Annotated in this window: 12 protein-coding genes and 1 tRNA gene; 6 read left to right on the top strand and 7 right to left on the bottom strand. The window is 69.4% G+C overall.

Annotated features, from left to right (window positions below; all coding sequences use genetic code 11):
• The first annotated feature begins 35 nt into the window (after nucleotides 1–35).
• The 5 genes from LRA89_RS19765 to LRA89_RS19785 all read left to right on the top strand — a co-directional run bounded on the left by LRA89_RS19765 (nucleotide 36) and on the right by LRA89_RS19785 (nucleotide 8148).
• Nucleotides 36–112, top strand: a tRNA-Met gene (locus LRA89_RS19765).
• 171 nt (nucleotides 113–283) lie between these two features.
• Complete coding sequence (locus tag LRA89_RS19770; protein WP_230772721.1) at nucleotides 284–841, top strand: PAS domain-containing protein; 558 nt, start codon at nucleotides 284–286, stop codon at nucleotides 839–841.
• Nucleotides 834–4250, top strand: coding sequence for a CheR family methyltransferase (locus tag LRA89_RS19775; RefSeq protein WP_230772722.1), 3417 nt, complete (start codon nucleotides 834–836; stop codon nucleotides 4248–4250). The genes LRA89_RS19770 and LRA89_RS19775 overlap by 8 nt, the downstream gene beginning before the upstream one ends.
• A 4-nt stretch (nucleotides 4251–4254) precedes the next feature.
• On the top strand, nucleotides 4255–4614 hold the full coding sequence (locus LRA89_RS19780; RefSeq protein WP_230772723.1) for a response regulator: 360 nt from the start codon (nucleotides 4255–4257) through the stop codon (nucleotides 4612–4614).
• A gap of 591 nt (nucleotides 4615–5205) precedes the next feature.
• Entirely contained in the window at nucleotides 5206–8148 is a 2943-nt protein-coding gene (locus LRA89_RS19785) for a VIT domain-containing protein (protein WP_230772724.1), read from the top strand.
• A 4-nt stretch (nucleotides 8149–8152) separates the two neighbouring features.
• Here the strand turns inward: LRA89_RS19785 and LRA89_RS19790 are convergent, their stop codons facing one another.
• From LRA89_RS19790 to LRA89_RS19800, 3 genes are read right to left on the bottom strand one after another with little or no spacing between them, the layout of a single operon-like run.
• Nucleotides 8153–10483 carry a xanthine dehydrogenase family protein molybdopterin-binding subunit gene (locus LRA89_RS19790; RefSeq protein WP_230772725.1) on the bottom strand — a complete coding sequence of 777 codons (2331 nt, stop codon included), beginning with the start codon at nucleotides 10481–10483 and terminating at the stop codon, nucleotides 8153–8155.
• Nucleotides 10480–11463 (bottom strand): FAD binding domain-containing protein, encoded by a 984-nt coding sequence (locus LRA89_RS19795; RefSeq protein ID WP_230772726.1) that lies wholly within the window; start codon nucleotides 11461–11463, stop codon nucleotides 10480–10482. Before LRA89_RS19795 ends, LRA89_RS19790 begins: the two co-directional genes overlap by 4 nt.
• On the bottom strand, nucleotides 11460–11963 hold the full coding sequence (locus LRA89_RS19800; protein WP_230772727.1) for a 2Fe-2S iron-sulfur cluster-binding protein: 504 nt from the start codon (nucleotides 11961–11963) through the stop codon (nucleotides 11460–11462). The genes LRA89_RS19795 and LRA89_RS19800 overlap by 4 nt, the downstream gene beginning before the upstream one ends.
• A 141-nt stretch (nucleotides 11964–12104) precedes the next feature.
• On the opposite strand from LRA89_RS19800, the gene LRA89_RS19805 reads away from it, so the two are divergent.
• Nucleotides 12105–15137, top strand: coding sequence for a ligand-binding sensor domain-containing diguanylate cyclase (locus tag LRA89_RS19805; protein ID WP_230772729.1), 3033 nt, complete (start codon nucleotides 12105–12107; stop codon nucleotides 15135–15137).
• A 211-nt stretch (nucleotides 15138–15348) separates the two neighbouring features.
• On the opposite strand, the gene LRA89_RS19810 is transcribed toward LRA89_RS19805, so the two are convergent.
• The 4 genes from LRA89_RS19810 to LRA89_RS19825 form a co-directional block, all read right to left on the bottom strand.
• The gene (locus tag LRA89_RS19810; protein ID WP_082467009.1) at nucleotides 15349–15489 is read right to left on the bottom strand and encodes an entericidin A/B family lipoprotein; all 141 of its coding nucleotides are present in this window, start codon (nucleotides 15487–15489) and stop codon (nucleotides 15349–15351) included.
• A 130-nt stretch (nucleotides 15490–15619) separates the two neighbouring features.
• A complete protein-coding gene (locus LRA89_RS19815) occupies nucleotides 15620–15775 on the bottom strand; it encodes a hypothetical protein (RefSeq protein WP_230772730.1) in 156 nt (51 codons plus the stop codon).
• The gene (locus LRA89_RS19820) at nucleotides 15772–17292 is read right to left on the bottom strand and encodes a PAS domain S-box protein (protein ID WP_230772748.1); all 1521 of its coding nucleotides are present in this window, start codon (nucleotides 17290–17292) and stop codon (nucleotides 15772–15774) included. The genes LRA89_RS19815 and LRA89_RS19820 overlap by 4 nt, the downstream gene beginning before the upstream one ends.
• 8 nt (nucleotides 17293–17300) lie before the next feature.
• The gene (locus LRA89_RS19825; protein ID WP_230772731.1) at nucleotides 17301–17666 is read right to left on the bottom strand and encodes a CsbD family protein; all 366 of its coding nucleotides are present in this window, start codon (nucleotides 17664–17666) and stop codon (nucleotides 17301–17303) included.
• Nucleotides 17667–17699: the final 33 nt, after the last annotated feature.

The following is a 17699-nucleotide window of genomic DNA, read 5'->3' on the forward strand; positions in this document are numbered from 1 at the left end:
ATGAAGCGTGCCGCCGAGCGGCTCAGCTCAAGTGTCGCGGGGTGGAGCAGCCCGGTAGCTCGTCAGGCTCATAACCTGAAGGTCACAGGTTCAAATCCTGTCCCCGCAACCATACTTACACAACGCCTCCTCGGAACTTTCCGTGGGGGCTTTTTTGCGTTTCGGCCAAAATGCGCCAGCTTTCGTACCGTCGCCGCGCCGATCCGGCCAATCGCGGCCACCGCCCTTGTGGAACGGACGGCTTTGCGGCTAACCCGGAACGCTGTTTAGGATCGGAGCAAGCGTGTCCCCCGAGCTTCCACGATCGCTGGTCGACTATGCGCTTGCCTCGCGGGTCGCACTGGCGCTGGCGTCCGCGCGGGAGGACAATGCGCTGCTGCTGGTCAACCCCGCGTTCACCGCGCTGACCGGCTATGCGCCCGACGACGTGGTCGGGCGCAACTGCCGCATGCTCCAGCGCGACGCGGCCAACGCCGAACCCCGCGCCCGCTTGCGCGAATTTCTTACCCATCCGCGTCAGGCGAATGTCCGCACGCCGATCGTCAATTTTCGCAAGGACGGCACGCCGTTCGTCAACCTGCTCTACATGTCGCGGCTGAAATCGCAGGACGGGGTCCACGACTATATCCTCGCCTCGCAGTTCGACGTCAGCCGGTCGCAGGGCGGGTTGCTGGCCGACTATGACGCAGCGCTCGGGCGGACGCTCGACCGACTGATGCCGATCGCCGAGGATGCGGGCATCCTGATCGAAGGAACGCTGCTGACTATCGCCAACACCGCCGCCACCGTGGCCCAGGCCAAGCTGATGCTCGCCGAACTGGATGCCCACCATCATGGCTGACGGCACCGGGGCGGTGCCCATCGTCGGGATCGGCGCGTCGGCGGGCGGGCTGGAGGCGCTGCGCGACATGCTCGCCCCGGCGCGGCTGCCGACCGGGCTGGCCTTCGTGATCGTCCAGCATCTCGATCCCAATCACGAAAGCATGCTGGCGCAGCTTCTCGATCGCAACACCGTGCTCGAAGTGCTGCAAAGCGCCGGCGGCGAGCGGATCGAGGCCGACAAGGTCTATATCATCCCCCCCGGGCGCGGCCTCGCCATTCGCGACGGCGTGCTCGAACTCACCGAATTTCAGCAGCCGCGCGGGCTGCGTCGCCCGATCGACGATTTCTTCCAGTCGCTGGCCGGCGACCAGCAGGCGAACGCCGCCTGCGTCATCCTGTCGGGCACCGGCGCCGATGGCACCACGGGCCTGCGCGCGATCAAGGAGAACGGCGGCGTCTGCGTGGTGCAGCAGCCCGAAAGCGCGCGCTACGACGGCATGCCGCTGTCGGCGGTAGGCACCGGCCTGATCGATTTCGTCCGCCCCGCCGGCGACATCCTCGAATGCCTGCAGGGCTTTTTCCAGCGGCGCGGCCGCGACGGGGACGAGGCGCAGGCCGAGATCGTCGCCGATCATGTCGATGAACTGTGCCGCGTGCTGCGCGGCGCGATCGGCCACGACTTTTCGGGCTATAAACGATCCACCTTTGTCCGCCGGGTCGAACGGCGGATGCACGTGCTGGGCATCGCCACCGGCCGTGCCTATCTCAACCGCATCCGCGGCGACGCCGACGAGTGCGAGGCGCTGTTCCGCGACCTGCTCATCAACGTCACCCGTTTCTTCCGCGATGGCGAGGCGTTCGCGGTCCTGAACGAACAGGTCGTCAAGCCGCTGACGCAGAACCGCGCCGCCGACGACGACCTGCGCATCTGGATCCCGGGCTGTTCGAGCGGCGAGGAAGCCTATACCATCGCCATGCTGTTCGCCGATGCCGCGCGCACCACCGGACAGCCGCTGGCGGTGCAGATCTTCGCGACCGACATTGACGAACAGATGCTGGGGCTGGCGCGCGACGGCAGCTATCCGCTGTCCGCCATGGCCGATATTCCGGCCGACCTGCGCGAACGCTATACCGTTCCGCATACCGATCGCTTCACCATCGCCGCGCCGATCCGCGACATGATCCGCTTTTCCAGCCACAGTCTGGTGAAGGACCCGCCCTTCTCGCGGATCGATCTGGTGTCGTGCCGCAACCTGCTGATCTATTTCGACGACCGGTTGCAGCAATCGGTGGTGCCGCTGCTCCATTACGCGCTGCGCCCCGGCGGCTATCTGTTCCTCGGCCCCTCCGAAAGCGTCGGCCGGTTCGAGCATCTCTTTCAACCGATCGATCAGCCCGCGCGCCTGTTCGAACGTGCGCCCGGCGCGCCCAATTATCCGATCGACCTGCCCGGCAACGGCCGGACCCACCCGCCGCGCCGCGAACGCGCGGGGGCCGGGGGCGGGAGCGCGCTCAGCAACGAAGTGCTGGCGATCCGCCGCATGGTCGAACGCTATGCCCCGCCCAGCCTGATCGTCGATCAGGACGGGGCGATCATCTCGGCCTATGGCAAGCTCAGCCGTTATTTCGAATTTCCGGTGACGCGCACCGGCGGCAGCAGCGCGGTGAACCTTGCCCGGCCCGGCCTGCGCACCGTCATCGGCCCGCTGCTGCGCCAGGCGCGCGAGGAACGCCGCCGCGCGATTGTGCGCGATGTCGCGGTCGAAACCGATTACGGCATCCAGCCGATCGAAGTGATCTGTGATCCGCTGGGCGACGGCACCTTGCTGTTCGTGTTCCGCGATACCGGCCCGTTTCGCCCGGTCGACGAGGGCGAGCTGCACGACCTCGAACCCAGCGACGATCATATGGAGGCGCTGGAGGACGAGCTGCGCCTGACCCGCCACCGCCTGCGCGCCGCGATCGAGGAGCTGGAGACGGCGAACGAGGAGCTGAAAAGCTCCAACGAAGAAATGATGTCGATGAACGAGGAGCTGCAATCGACCAACGAAGAGCTCTCCACGGTCAACGACGAACTGAAGAGCAAGGTCGACCAGCTCACCGTCGCCAATTCGGACCTGCGCAACTTCTACCAGTCGACCGAGCTGGCGGTGGTGGTGCTCGACGCCGATCTGAAGGTGCGCAGCTATACCGAGGCGGCGACCGCCATCTTCCCGCTGAAACCCGCCGATCGCGGCCGCCCGCTGACCGACGTCGCCAGCCGGCTGACCGGCACCGGCCACCTCGACGATGCCCGCGCGGTCGCGGGCGGCGCGCCGGCGGTGCAGCGCCGCGTGAGCACCGCCGATGGCGCGCATGTCTTCTCGATGCGCGTGCTGCCCTATCGCACCCAGAGCGGGCTGGTCGACGGCACCACGCTCGTCCTCACCGACATCACCGACGCGCTTTCGCTCGAACGGCAACTCGCCGCCGAGCGCGAGCGGCTCGACCTCGCGATCAAGGCGGCGGGGATCGGCGTGTGGGAATATTGCCCCGAGACGGGCGAGACGGTGCTCGACGCGGTCGAACAGCAGTTGTTCGAGATCGCCGGCGGCGATGCGACGCGGATCGATCCGCTGCTCGCCCGGATCGAGCCCGAGGACCGCGCCGGCGTCGAGGCGGCATTGCGCCGCGCGGTCGAGCGCAACGGCGATTACGAGGCGACCTTCCGCGTCCGGCGCGAAGGGGACGAGGTCCGCTGGGTCAAGGGATTCGGCCGGGTGGTGGCGGGCAGCAGCCCGGCGCGCCTCGTCGGCGTGTCGATCGACGTGACGCCCGAATATGCGCTGGCCGAAACCCGCGAGCTGATGCTGCGCGAGATGAACCACCGGGTGAAGAACCTGTTCGCGGTGATCGCCGGCATGATTACCATCGCCGCGCGCAACCAGAGCGACGTGCCCGCCTTCGCGAACGACATCCGCCACCGCATCGCCGCGCTGGGCCGCGCGCATTCGCTCGCCTCGCCCGCCGGCAAGCCACAGGCGGTGGGGTTGCAGGAACTGGTCGAGGCGACGCTCGCGCCCTACCGCGACCATGCGACGATCGCCATCGACGGGCCGGCGGCGGAACTGGACCGGACCTGTTTGTCGCCGCTTGCGTTGGTGCTGCACGAATGGGCAACCAATTCGATGAAATATGGTGCGCTGGGTGACACGGCGGGGGGTAGCCTGCGAGTCGCATGGGCACTGGACGACGACAGGATCGAGATCATGTGGACCGAAGAAGGGGCCAGCCGCCGCGAGGACGACGCCATGCCGCGCCGTGGCTTCGGGTCGATACTGGTGGAAACCAGCATCCGCCAGTTGCGCGGCGCGATCGACGGCGGGGCAGATGCGAACGGCTATCGCCTGACGATCCGCCTGCCCGGGGACATCGTCGCCCATGGATAGGCTGGTGCTGCTTGTCGAGGACGAGCTGTTCATCGCGCTCGACCTGCAGATGACGATCGAGGACGCGGGCTTCGCGGTCGAGGGGCCGTGCAGCAGCGTCGCCGAGGCGCAGGCCGCGATCGATCAGGCCAAGGCGCGCTTCGCCGTCGCGCTGCTCGACGTGCAATTGCCCGATGGCACCGTCTTTCCCGCCGCCGACCGGCTGTACAATCGCGGCATCCCGCTGATCTTTCATTCGGGCCATGCCGACGACGCCGAACTGCGCCACCGCTATCCGGGTGCCACCATCTGCGAAAAGCCCAGCACGCCGCATGCGCTGGTCACGGCGCTGCGGAATTGCGCGGGGGGCGGGGCGGTAGCCTGAGCCTGTCCTACAGGCGCGCGATCGGCGATGGTGGTGGTGGGCCGGTGTCCGGCCGATGCTATTTGATTCCGTTGATGATCGCGATCGTACCTGCGAACGGTTCTTAACAATCGCGTCGCAAGTGTAAACTTTGTAAACTTTGGGAGGAATTTGGGGGCGTAGCGCTCCGTTCCGCCCTCCTTCGTACGGAAACAAGGCGGTAAGGGGCGATGCCCCCAACCCCGCCTCCATCGTCATTCCGGCGAAGGCCGGAATCCATATACGCTGACGGCGCGGCTCCTGTTCCTCCCCTCCCTGACAAGGGAGGGGCCGGGGGTGGGTCGGCCCGTGAGGAACCGTAAGGGCTCCACAACCGGCCAACCCACCCCCCAGTCCCTCCCTTCCAGAGAGGGGAGCCGATTCTGAGGGTCGGTCGTTTCCGGCCCAGGCCCCGCCACGGGCGAAGCCCGTGTCGTCGGACGGCGCTTGTAGCGCCGCCGGCCGGGCGCGCCTCGTGCGGCTCGGCATAGCTTCGCTATGCCTTGCCCGGCGCGCCTTGCCCCACCTGTCATCCACCTCTACCCTGCGACCAAACAAGGACAGGGGCAGGGCATGGCACGCACAATGCTGGTCGGGATGCTGGCGGCGATCCTCGCCGCAAGCCCGGCGACGGCGCAGCTCAACCCCAGCCTCAGCGAAGCCGAGCGCGGCATCCGCCAGTCCGACACCCCGGCCGAGGCGACCCGGCTCACCATCGCCGATCTCGCGATCGACGCGAAGCTGACCGGCCCCGTCGCCGAACTGACGCTGGAGATGCTGCTGCGCACCGATGCGCCGCAACCGCACGAGGCCGATCTGGTGCTGCGCCTCCCCGACGGGGCGATCGTCACCGGCTATGCGCTCGACGTCGGCGGGCGGATGATCCCCGGCCAGTTGCTTGCCGCACCCCGTGCCCGCGAAGTCTATGCCGATACCGTCCGCGCCGGCATCGACCCCGGCCTCGCCGAAGTGACCGGCAACCGCTTCGCCACCCGCATCTATCCGGTCGATCGCGATCATCCGCGCCGCTTCCGCCTGATGCTGGCGCTGCCCTATGATCCGGCGCGCGGCCTCGACCTGCCGCTGCTGCGCGACCTCGCGATCGACCGGGTAGCGCTGACCGTCGCCGCCACCGGCTATGCCACCTCGCCGACGATCCGCTTCGATGGCGAGGGGGTGGCAGCCGACGGCACCATCACCCGGACCGGCCGTCCGCTGCGCAGCGGGCTGAGCGTTACCGGCGGGGTGCTCGCTCCGGCCGCGCTGCTCGCCACCCACACCAATGGCGAACGCTTCTTCACCCTTGCCGATGCCGCGCCGCCGCCGCCGCCCGCGCCGACGCGCGGGGGACGGCTGCGGATCTATTGGGACCGCTCGCGTTCGCACCGTGACGGCGCCCCCGATGCCGAGATCGCCACGCTGGTCCGGCTGGTCGACACGACCGCGCCCGACGTGATCGACCTCGTCACCTTCGCCAGCGACGCGCCCCGTTATCAGGTGGTGGCGGACGCCGCCGCGCTGCGCCGCGCGCTGACCGCGACCGTCTATCGCGGCGGCAGTTCGCTTGCGGGTCTTGCCGCGATGAAGCTCCCCGCCGCCACCCGCTGCGTGCTGGTGTTCGACGGTGCGATCACGATCGATCGCGCCGCCGCCTTTGTCCCCGACTGCCCGCTCGCCGCGCTGACCGGATCGGCCGGGGCGGACATGGCGCGCCTCGCCCGCCTCGTGCGCCCGACCGGGGGCAGCGTGGTCCGCGCCGACAGCGACGATGCCGCCGCCGCCCGCGCGCTGCTCGTGCCACAAGCCGTCCGCCGCATCACCGACGGCCGGGGCATGATGCTCGACACCATCGTCTTGCCCGCCGCGCCCGGCCGTATCGCGCTCGCCGGACCGGCCCCGGTCGACGGCACGCTCGACGTCACCTTCGGCGACGGCACCCGCCGCCGCTATGCCGTGTCGGGCGGCGCGACCGGCAACGCTCCCGCCGCGCTGTGGGCGGTAGACCAGGTCGCCGCGCTCGCCACCGATCCGGCGCAGACCGACGCGATGACCGCCACTGCGCGCCGCTATGGCGTAGCGACCGCCGGGTTGTCGTTCCTCGTCCTCGAACGCCCCGAGCAATATCTCACCGCCGACCTCGCCCCGCCGCCGGGCTTCGCCGTCGACTGGATGGCCGACTATAGCGCGCAGAAGGCGGCGGCGCTCAAGGAGCGCGCGACCGACCGCGCCAGCCGGTTCGACGAGGTGCTGGAACGCTGGGCCGACCGCCGCCGCTGGTGGTCCGGGCAGTTCCCGGTCGAACTGGCCAAGCGCCGGCCCGGTCCGCTGCCGGTCTATACGCCGGTCCCGGTCATGGCACCGCCGCCACCGCCATCCGAACCGGTGCCGCCGCCCCCGCCGCCGCCTGCACCGATGGAACCGCTACCGCCGCCGGTCGTGCAAGTGCCAGCGCCGACGGTCGAAATCGCCGCTGCGGATGCCGGCAACATCGTCGTCACCGGTTCGCGCGTCAGCGACGGGCTGCAACGCCGCGCGCCCGCCCGCGATCGGGCCATGACGATCGACCTTGCCGAACGCGCCTCGGGCAAGCCGCATATCGCAGCACTCGCCGCCGCTGCGCCCGCCGCGCGGCCAGGCGTGCTGGCGGCGCAGGAACGCGCCTATGGCGACACGCCCGGCTTCTACCTCGACGTCGCCGACTGGTTCCGCATCAAGGGCGACGCCGCGCTCGCCGACCTGCTGCTGCTCTCCGCGCTCGATCTGCCGCTGGCCGACGACGAGACGCGCCAGATCGTCGCCTTCCGCCTCGAACGCGATGGATCGCACGACCGCGCGGTCGAACTGGCCGAGCGGCTGGCCGGCGCGATCGACACGCTGCGTCCGCAACCGCGCCGCGACCTCGCGCTGGCGCTCGCCGCGCGGGGCAAGGCGGCGGGCAAGCGCGGCCGCGCCGATCTCGAACGCGCCTTCGCCCTGCTGACGCAGGTGGCACTCGACCCCGCGTCGAGCGACTTCGACGGGATCGAGGTCGTGGCGCTGGAGGAAGCCAATGCGCTGATCCCGGCGATCGAGGCGGCGGGCGGCCGCTGGCAGCTCGACCCCCGCCTGCGCGGCCGGCTCGACATGGATGCGCGGATCGTGATCGGCTGGACCGCCGACGATGCCGACATCGACCTGTGGGTCAGCGAGCCCGGCGGCGAACGGGTGATGTACAGCCATCCGCTGAGCGCGATCGGCGGCGTCATCACCAACGACATGACCGATGGCTATGGGCCGGAGGAATATGCGCTGCGCCGCGCGCCCGCCGGTCGCTACGGCGTCGCGATCAACGGGTTCGACGCCGACCGGATCAACCCCAATGGTGCTGGCCATGTGCTGGTGCGCCTGTACCGCAACTATGCCCGCCCGAACGAGCAGCAGGTGATGGTCGACGCCGACCTCGATTTCCAGAAGGGCGGCAATCGCAACGCCCGCGACGGCATGGTTCCGGTCGCGACGCTGGAAGTGGGGAAGTAACCCCTTACAACAGCTTGTCGAGCGTGATCGGCAGGTCGCGGACCCGCTTGCCCGTGGCGTTGTAGACCGCGTTCGCCACCGCCGCGCCGACCCCGGTGATGCCGATCTCGCCCACGCCGCGCGCCCCCATCGGCGTGTGCGGATCGGGAATGTCGGTCCACATTACGTCGATCTCGGGCACGTCGAGATGCACCGGCACATGATATTCGGCAAGGCTGGGGTTCATGATCCGGCCGTTCCGTTCGTCGAACTGCGTCTCTTCCATCAGCGCGAGGCCCAGCCCCATGATGATCCCGCCGCGAAACTGGCTGGCGGCGGTCAAGGGATTGAGGATGCGCCCGCAGTCGAACGAGCCGAGGACCCGGTCGACCCGCACCTCGCCGGTCACGTCGCTCACCCGTACCTCGCAGAACATCGCGCCATGCGAGTGCATCGACCAGTGCAGGAATTCGAGCGGCAGCGGCGGTGTCGCCTCGACCACCAGCTCGCTGCGCCGCGCCCGGCCGAGGATCGAGCCATAGGATTCGTGCCGCCCCGGATCGGCGATGCTGGCAAGGCCGCCATCGACCGAGACGACCGCGTCGACGTCCAGCCCGGCGAGCGGTGAATCATTCCCCGCCAGCTTGAGCAATTTGGTCACGAGTTCGCGGTGCGCCGCCATCACCGACGCGCCGATCGCCGCCGTCTGCTGCGACCCGCCGGCCATGACGGTGCCGGGCAGGCGGTTGTCGCCATAGCGGAACGCCACCTGCGCCATCGGCAGCCCCAGCCGATCGGCCGCGACCTGCGTCTGCACGGTCGCGGTGCCCATGCCCATGTCGTGCGCCGCGATCTCGACCGTGGCATGGCCGCCGGCCGTCAGCGTGATCCGCCCCGCGCCGCCGGGCATCCGGTAATAGGGATAGGTCGCGGTCGCGCAGCCCATGCCGATCCGCCATTCGCCCTCGCGTCGGCTGCCGGGCGTGCCGCGCCGGTCCCAGCCGAACCGCGCGGCCCCGTCGCGATACGCCCGCTCGATCTCGCGCGAGGAAAAGGGCGCGCCGCTGGTCGGGTCCTTGTCGGGCTCGTTACGCCGGCGCAGCTCGATCGGATCGATCCCCAGTTCGACCGCCAGCTCGTCGATCGCGCTCTCCAGCGCGAAGCTGCCGACCGCTTCGCCCGGCGCGCGCATGAAGGTGTTGGCGACCATGTCAAGCCGCACCACGTCGACGCCAAGCTGCGTCACGCCCGCGGCATAGGCGCTGCGCGTCGCCAGCACGAACGGTTCGGGCAGCGCATTGTGCGGCGTCATTGCGACGGTGCCGGTGTGGAGGATCGCGTCGAAACGGCCGTCGGCCTGCGCGCCGATCGCGACGCGCTGCTGCGTCAGCGTGCGCCCGCCGACGATGCGGTACACCCCCTCGCGCGACAACATCAGCCGCACCGGCCGCCCGCTGAGTTTCGCGGCGGCGGCGGCGAGCACCTGATGCTGCCACAGCCCCTTGCCGCCGAACCCGCCGCCGACGAACGGCGAGGTGACATGGACCTGGCGCTCGGCGATGCCGAACACCTTCGCCATCGACCAAGCGGTATGCGCCACCATCTGCGACGCATCGTGTAACCGCAGCTCGTCGCCGTCCCATGCGGCGGTGACGGCGTGCAGCTCGATCGCATTATGGTTGTGACGTGGGGATGTGTAGCGCTGGTCGACCCTGAACGGTGCCTTGGCCAGCGCCGCCGCCACGTCGCCGTTCGACTGGGCGAGCGGCTGGCCCATGAACTGGGCCGGCTCGGTGCCCTTGGCGATCGCCTCGGCGAAACCGGTGGTGGCGGGGGATTCGTCATAGCCGATGCGGATCAGCGCCACCGCATGGTCGGCCGCCTCCTGGCTATCGGCCAGCACCAGCGCGACGGGTTCGCCGTTCCAGTGGATGCGATCGTCCTGCATCACCGGCAGGTCGCTGCCGCCGCATGCCTTTTCGCTGCTCATGAACAACGGCATCGGCGCCATGCGCGGCGCGTTGCGATGCGTCATCACCAGCCGCACGCCCGGTTCTGCCTCGGCCTCCGTCGTATCCAGCGTCGCGATCCGCCCGCGCGCGATGCTGCTATAGGACAGCGCGGCATACGCCATGTCGTCGAGCGGAAATTCGGCGGCGAACCGCGCCTCGCCACGCACCTTCAACGGCCCGTCGATGCGCGGCACCGCGCGGCCGATATGGCCATGTTGCTGGCGGATCAGCGGATCGGGCGTCGACCCCGGCATCCAGCGGTCGGGGGCCAGTTGCACCGCCTTTTGCAGTGCGCCGATCGCCTTGCCCATCGCCGCCTGCTTGGCGCGTTCCAGCCGCTTCATGCGTCGCCCTCGCTCAGTTCGGCCAGTACGGCTGTAATCGTCCGTGCAGCCAGCTCGATCTTGAAGCCATTGCCCGACAGCGGCACCGCCGCCGCCAGTTCGGCCGCCGCCGCCGCGCGGAATGCCGCGATCGATGCAGGACCGCCGATGAGCGCGTTTTCCGCGATCCGCGCCCGCCACGGCTTGGCCGCGACGCCGCCCAGCGCCAGCCGCACGTCGGCGACCGTGCCGTTCCGCACTTCGATAGCGGCGGCGACCGACACCAGCGCAAAGGCATAGCTCGCCCGGTCGCGCACCTTGCGATAGGTCGATCGCATTTCGCCGGACAGCGCGGGCAGGGTGACGGCGGTTATCAGCTCGCCCGGCTCGATCACCGTGTCGCGATCGGGCCGGTCGCCGGGCAGGCGGTGCAGATCGGTCAGCGGCAGCGTGCGGACCCCCTGCGCCGATACCAGCTCGACTTCAGCATCCAGCGCGGCGAGCGCGACGCACAGGTCGGAGGGATGCGTCGCGATACAGGCAGGCGAGGCGCCGAGGATCGCATGGATGCGGTTGAACCCGTCCACCGCGTCGCAGCCGCTACCCGGCACCCGCTTGTTGCAGCGCGATCCCGCGGCATCGTAGAAATAGGTGCAGCGCGTGCGTTGCAGTAGGTTGCCGCCGACCGTCGCCATGTTGCGGATCTGCGCGCTGGCCCCTGCCAATATCGCGCGGGCGAGCAGCGGATAGCGGTCGCGCACGATCCGGTGTTCGGCGACGCTGCTGTTGCTCGCCGCCGCGCCGATCCGCAGCGCGCCGTCCCGTTCCTCGATCGCCGAGGACAGGGCGGTCACATCGACCAGCGTGGCGGGCCGCGCGATCCGCTCGCGCATCAGGTCGACGAGGTTGGTCCCCCCGCCAAGGAACATCGCATCTGGCATGTCGACCAGCGTCAGCGCCTCGGCAGGCCCCGCCGCGCGGCGATAGGTGAACGGGGTCACGCTGCCACCTCGCCATACACGTCGAGGATCGCATCGACGATGCCGTTGTGCGCGCCGCAGCGGCACAGATTGCCGCTCATCCGTTCGCGCAGTTCGTCGCGGGTCAGGCCGGCCGGAGCGGTCAGGCTTTGGGTGACATTGCTCGGGCTGCCCCGCCGCAGCTCGGCGACCATGCCGATCGCGGAGCAGATCTGCCCCGGCGTGCAATAGCCGCACTGGAACGCATCATGCGCGACGAACGCGGCCTGGAGCGGGTGGAGCGCCTCGCCCTCCGTCAGCCCTTCGATCGTCGTCACCGACCGGCCCGCATATTGCACCGCCAGCGCGAGGCACGACAGGATGCGTTCACCATCGACCAGCACGGTACATGCCCCGCACGCACCCTGGTTGCAGCCCTTCTTGGTGCCGGACAGGTGCAGCCGCTCGCGCAGGAGATCGAGCAGCGAGACGCGGGGATCGTCGGGTAGGGGGACGGGCGATCCGTTGACGAACAAGGTCATGGCACGCTCCTGCAAAGAGACGTCCGGCGTATCGCAAAGGGCATGGCGCGGCAATGCAGGGTCCTGCCGCAATGCTCGTCTCCCACCGCCGGTTAACCCTGTTTCAACGCCCGCCGGCTATCCCGGCGGGTGGAGGCGGGAATGCGGCGATTTGCGTGGATGATCTGTATCGTGGCGAGCATCGCGCCTGCGCTCGCCGGCAATGCGGCGTCGCTCGACGACTGGGCAGGCTGGCGCGCGCCACGCTTCGCGACGCTGGGCGGCGGGGCGGGGCTGCCGCACGCCACCGCCACCGCGATCGTCCAGAGCAGCGAAGGATTGATGTGGATCGGCACGCGCGGCGGCCTCGCGCGCTATGACGGCCAGCGTATCCGCACCTTCCGCCAGCGGTCGGGCGATGCGACCAGCCTGCCCGACAATTACATCCGCGCGCTCCTGCCGCTGGCGCATGGCAGCGTGCTGGTCGGCACCAATGTCGGCGGGATCGTGCGGTTCGATCCCGTCGCGGGCGGCTTCGTCCGGCTGCGCGGCGCCGAAGGCACGCGGATCGGCGCGCGGATCCTCGCCTTCACGCCCGACGGGCAGGGCGGGGCGCTAATCGCCTCCGATCACGGCGTGTTCCGCTACGATGCGCGCACCGACCGCGTGGCGTCGCTGCTGGGGGCGGGGCCGGCGGCGCGCGATCTGGCGGGCGGTGCGTTCGCCGTCCACCGCGACACCGACGGCACGATCATGGCGGGGGCGGACAAGGGGCTGTTCGTCCGCCGGCCCGGCAGCGACCGCTTCGTCCCGCTCGCCCTTCCCGACATCGGCGATGTCTGGGCGATCGCGCGCGACGTGCGCGGACGGCTGTGGATCGGCACCGGATCGCACGGCATCGTCGTCCGGCAGGCCGATGGCCGCTTCGTCCGTCCGCCGGCGCTCGCCGGTTCGTCGGCGCTGATCGGCCATCGCACCATCCGTTCGTTCGCCCCCGGTCCCGATGGCGCGATGTGGGTCGGCACCGATGGCATGGGCGTGCTGCGGATCGATGCCGATCGCGGCTATGCCGTGCGCGCCCTGCGCAACATCCCCGCCGATGCCGCCTCGCTTGGCGGCGATACCGTGCGCGCTGTGACGCTCGATCGCACCGGGCGGCTGTGGGCCGCGACCGACGTCGGCGTGTCGCAGACCGATCCCGCGCGCGATGCGATCCTCTCGCTCACCAACGCCATGCCCGATCCCGCGCAGTCGCTGGCCGACACCAACGTCCGTGGGGTGATGGTCGATCGCGCCGACCGCATCTGGGTGGGGATGAGCAACGGCCTGATCGACCGGATCGACCGTGCCCAAGGCGCGATCCGTCACCTGAAACTGTCGGGCGGCCATGCCGGGCAGGATATCAAGGCGTTCGCCGAGGCTGCCGACGGCAGGATTCTCGCGGGGGGCCGCGGCGTCGTGGCGATCGATCCCCGGACGCTTCGCGAACGGCCGCTGGCGGTGCCCGACCTCGGCAACCTGCCGGTCATCTCGCTGGCGCGCATGGGCGATCGGCTGCTGATCGGCACCTACAAGGGGCTGTTCGACTGGAACATGGCCACCAATGCGGTCCGTCGCTATCGGCATGTCGACGGCGATGACACCAGCCTCGCGAACAACGAGGTCATCAACATCGTCGCCGTCGGCGACGGCGGCGCATGGATCGCGACGCCGGCCGGCGTCAGCCGGTACGATCCCGCGACCGGCCGCTTCACCACCTATCGCAACCGCAGCGACGATCCGACCAGCCTGCCGCAAAACTATACCGGATCGATCGTCGCGGCCGGTCCGGTGCTGTGGGTCGGCACCTATGGCGGGGTGGCGCGCGGCACCCGCCACGGCGGCGACTGGCGCTTTCGCGCGATCACCGAGGGCGACGGGCTGGCGAACGACAATGTCGCCTCGCTGCTCGCCGATCGCCGGGGCCGCATCTGGGCGGCGAGCGCCACCGGCATCTCGGTCGTGCCGCCCGGTGGCACCGGGGTCCGCATCGTCAGCCGCCGCGACGGGCTGACCCCTGATTCGTTCAACCAGCGGGCAGCGGCAGTGACGCAGGGCGGCGACCTGCTGTTCGGCGGCACCGGCGGGTTGCTGGTCGTCCGGCCCGACGCGATGCTCGGCGCGCGTCGCACCGCGCCGCCATCGCTGGTGACGACCGAGGTCGAGCAGGACGGGCGCGCGCTGCCGGTCGATCCCTTTCCCGGCCGCCATCCGATCCGCATCGCCGGCGGGCGGCACAGCGTACGGATTGCCTTCGCGCTGACCGATTATGCCGCGCCGCAGGAGGTCCGCTACCGCTACCGGCTGGAGGGGTTCGACGACGCATGGGTGGCGGTGCCGGGGGGAACGCCCGCCAGCGCCACCTACACCAACCTGCCCGGCGGCAATTACGTGCTGCACCTGTCGGCCTATATCCCCGGCGTCGATCCGCGCTTCGTCACCACCTCGGTCGACCTGAGCGTCGCGCCGGCGTGGTACGAACATTGGTGGGTCCGCCTGATCGGACTGATGGTGGCGGTGCTGGCGATCCTCGGCGTGGTGCAGACGCGCACGCTGGTACTGCGCCGGCGGACCCGCACGCTCGAAGCGTTGATCGACCAGCGGACGCAGGAACTGCGCGCCGCCAACGTCTCGCTCGCCCATCTCGCCGCCACCGACCCGCTGACCGGCCTCGCCAACCGACGCACGTTGATGGCGCGGCTGGAGGAGGAGCGCGAACGTGCCGCGCGCACCGGGCACGGCTTCGCGCTGGCGATGATCGACATCGATCATTTCAAGCGGGTCAACGATACCCATGGCCACCAGACCGGCGACCGCGTGATCCGCGCGATCGCCGAACGGATCGGGCAGGCGGTGCGCACCGTCGATTGCGTCGCGCGCTATGGCGGCGAGGAGATCGCGATCCTGCTGCCGGCGACGACGCTCGGCGAGGCGGGCGTCCTCACCGATCGCATCCGCCGGTCGATCGGCACCATGCCGGTCGAGATCGATGGCATCGCCATCCCGATCACGATCAGCGGCGGCGTGGCGGCCAGCGACGGCACCGAGACGATCGGCATATTGCTCCACCGCGCCGATCAGGCACTCTATCGTGCCAAGCGCGACGGCCGCGACCGGATCGAGGCGGCACCCGCATCACTGTCGATCGTCGCCTAGGGCCAATCGATATTCAGCATTTCCGGTCAATCTTCGTCATTTCCGGCCGAAACAGCTGCCCCTTTCGTCATCCCGGAACAGGTCCGGGGTGACGGCGCGCGGATAAATCTCGATCGGCCCTTAAGGCGTTACCGGGCCAGGTCGAACCCGATGCGGATGTCGCCTCTTGGGACAGGGCGAAGCGACGGCGGCCGCCGCTTCGCCCGATGCGTCACTTCTTCGTCTGTCCCGATGCGCCCGACACCGCCGAACCGGCCGAACGCAGGTCCTTGCCCGCGCCGTTCACGGTGTTGCACGCCGACAGCAGGACCATGGCACCCAATGCGACGCCGAACCCGATCTTGGTCTTCATGATGCTTCTCCTCGTTTGAATCCGGGGGTGCGACGGGCCCGATACGCCGGCCCGTCGCGGTACACCCGGCACGACGGCGGGCAGTGCCATCGTGCCGGAACGCTATGCCGCATGCGCTGCGGCAATCTCGCTACTCCTTGGCCGGCGGTTTCTCGGCCGGGGCCGGTTCGTCGGCATCGCGGCGGGCCCGTTCGCACGCCGCATCGTCGCCGATCAGCTTGCCGATCGCGTCCTGTACCGACGCCTTGGTGCGCCGGGTGCCGTTGCTATCGCTGCTGGCGCTCATGCCGCCGTCTCCCGCTGATCCCGTTTGATCCGCACGCCCTCGCCATCGAACCCGCGTGCCCGTGCCCAGGCGACCGCCGCGATCCGGCGGTTGACGCCGATCTTGGCGTAGATCCGCGCGACATGGTTGCGCACGGTATTACCCGCGACGTCCAGCGTCCGTGCGATCCGCTTGTCGTCATAGCCACGACAGATCAGCGCCAGCACCTCGCGCTCGCGCGTCGTCAGATCGTCCAGTCCGGGTCCGTCCGCCGCCTCCTGCGGTGCGCGCAGGCGGGCCAGCTTGTCCATGATCGATCGGCTGAACCAGCTCGTGTCCTTCATCACCGATTCGATCGCCTCGACCAGTTCGATCTCGGTCGCCTTGCGCTGGGTGATGTCCTGAAACGCCCACAGAACACAGGCATCGTCGCCCAGCCGAATCGCCTCGGTCGAGATCAGGCAATCGATCGTGGCGCCGTCCTTGGCATGGATGCGCGCCTCGTGGCCGCGCAGGTCGCGCCCTTCCGCGATCGCCGCCTCGATCGTCTCGCGCACGGCACCGCTGTCCCACAGCTCGACCTCGCCCAGCGGGCGGCCGATGATCTCGGTCGCGCCATAGCCGGTCATCTGGGTGAAACTGGCGTTCACCTCGCACAGCAGATGCCCGTCGCGCGCGCCGATCGCCATCGGCACCGGTGCCATCTGGAAGGTGCGGGTAAAGCGTTCCTCGCTATGGCGCAGCGCCCCTTCGGCCTTCCGCCGGGGTTCGAGGTCGGCGAAGGTGAACAACATGCACGGCTGGCCGGTCATGTCGATCGGTTGCCCGGCGACGATCACCAGCCGCGTGGCACCGCCGGCCAGTTCCAGCTCGGCCTCCATCTGCGGGATGGTGCGCCCTTCGCTCAACCGCTCCTTGGCCAGATCGCGCCGGTCGGCCAGCCGCAGCACGTCGATGTCGTACACCGTCTTGCACAGCACCTGATCGCGCGACAGGCCGGTCATATCTAGAAAGCCCTGATTGACCTTCACATACCGCAGGTCGCTCAACCGGCAGATGACCGCGGGTGCGGGGTTGGCGTTGAACGACTGCTCGAACCGGTCCTCGGCCTCGTACCGTGCCGATACGTCCTGGAGGATGAGGACGAGACAGGCCGGTTCGCCGTCGTCGCTGTCGTTCAGGACAAGGCTGCGCACCTGATGCACGAAGCGTGGGCTTTCCTCGCCCGCCACCGTCACCTCGACCACCACTTCGGAGAAACGGTCGCCCGCGACCACGCGGTCGATCGGATAGTCGTCGGCCTCCAGCCGGTGATTGTTGCGATAGCGCAGGCGAAACCGGTCGCGATATTCGTCGACCGTCGCCCCCAGTTCGGCGATGCCGGACACGCCGTGCATCGTCAGCGCCGCCTGGTTGGCCCACAACAGGCTCTGATCGGGATCGATCAGGATCACCCCTTCGTCCAGACCGACGACGATCTGGCGCAAATGGCGCAGATCGGCGGTCTCGCGAAGCGATTTGAACGACGGCGCGGTCATCGTCGGAGTCAGGCGCGACGCCCGTGGAAGGCCCATGCCAGCGCATAGCCTCCGAGCGCTGCGGCCGCGACCCACAGCAGCGGCGTATCGCGCACGGTATCGCTCGCGACCTGGCTGCCCTTGCGCGCCTGATCGCCCGCCCGCGCCGACACGCTGCGCAACCGGTCGCGCGCGTCGTCGACCAGTTCGGGTGCGCCGTCGATTGCGTCGTGCAGTACCGAACGCGCCCGGCCATAAAGGTTGCGGGCGCCGCCGGCGACCTGATCGACGATGCCGTCGACCTGCCATTCGCGGCTGTCGACCGTGTCGCCGATCGCCTGCTCGACCTTGCCGGTGGCATAGCGTACGCCGCCGCGAAATTCGTCCTTGTTCATCGCCTCGATCCTGTCCGGGAAGAAGGAGCGGGA

This window comes from Sphingomonas sp. Leaf4, assembly GCF_920939515.1.
In the GTDB taxonomy this organism is placed as follows: domain Bacteria; phylum Pseudomonadota; class Alphaproteobacteria; order Sphingomonadales; family Sphingomonadaceae; genus Sphingomonas.

Bases quoted from the DNA above. Each gene is read 5' to 3' on its own strand.
- LRA89_RS19775 (WP_230772722.1), top strand. From the start codon at position 834: ATGGCTGACGGCACCGGGGCGGTGCCCATCGTCGGGATCGGCGCGTCG.
- LRA89_RS19785 (WP_230772724.1), top strand. From the start codon at position 5,206: ATGGCACGCACAATGCTGGTCGGGATGCTGGCGGCGATCCTCGCCGCA.
- LRA89_RS19790 (WP_230772725.1), bottom strand. From the start codon at position 10,483: ATGAAGCGGCTGGAACGCGCCAAGCAGGCGGCGATGGGCAAGGCGATC.
- LRA89_RS19800 (WP_230772727.1), bottom strand. From the start codon at position 11,963: ATGACCTTGTTCGTCAACGGATCGCCCGTCCCCCTACCCGACGATCCC.
- LRA89_RS19805 (WP_230772729.1), top strand. From the start codon at position 12,105: ATGCGGCGATTTGCGTGGATGATCTGTATCGTGGCGAGCATCGCGCCT.
- LRA89_RS19810 (WP_082467009.1), bottom strand. From the start codon at position 15,489: ATGAAGACCAAGATCGGGTTCGGCGTCGCATTGGGTGCCATGGTCCTG.
- LRA89_RS19815 (WP_230772730.1), bottom strand. From the start codon at position 15,775: ATGAGCGCCAGCAGCGATAGCAACGGCACCCGGCGCACCAAGGCGTCG.
- LRA89_RS19820 (WP_230772748.1), bottom strand. From the start codon at position 17,292: ATGACCGCGCCGTCGTTCAAATCGCTTCGCGAGACCGCCGATCTGCGC.
- LRA89_RS19825 (WP_230772731.1), bottom strand. From the start codon at position 17,666: ATGAACAAGGACGAATTTCGCGGCGGCGTACGCTATGCCACCGGCAAG.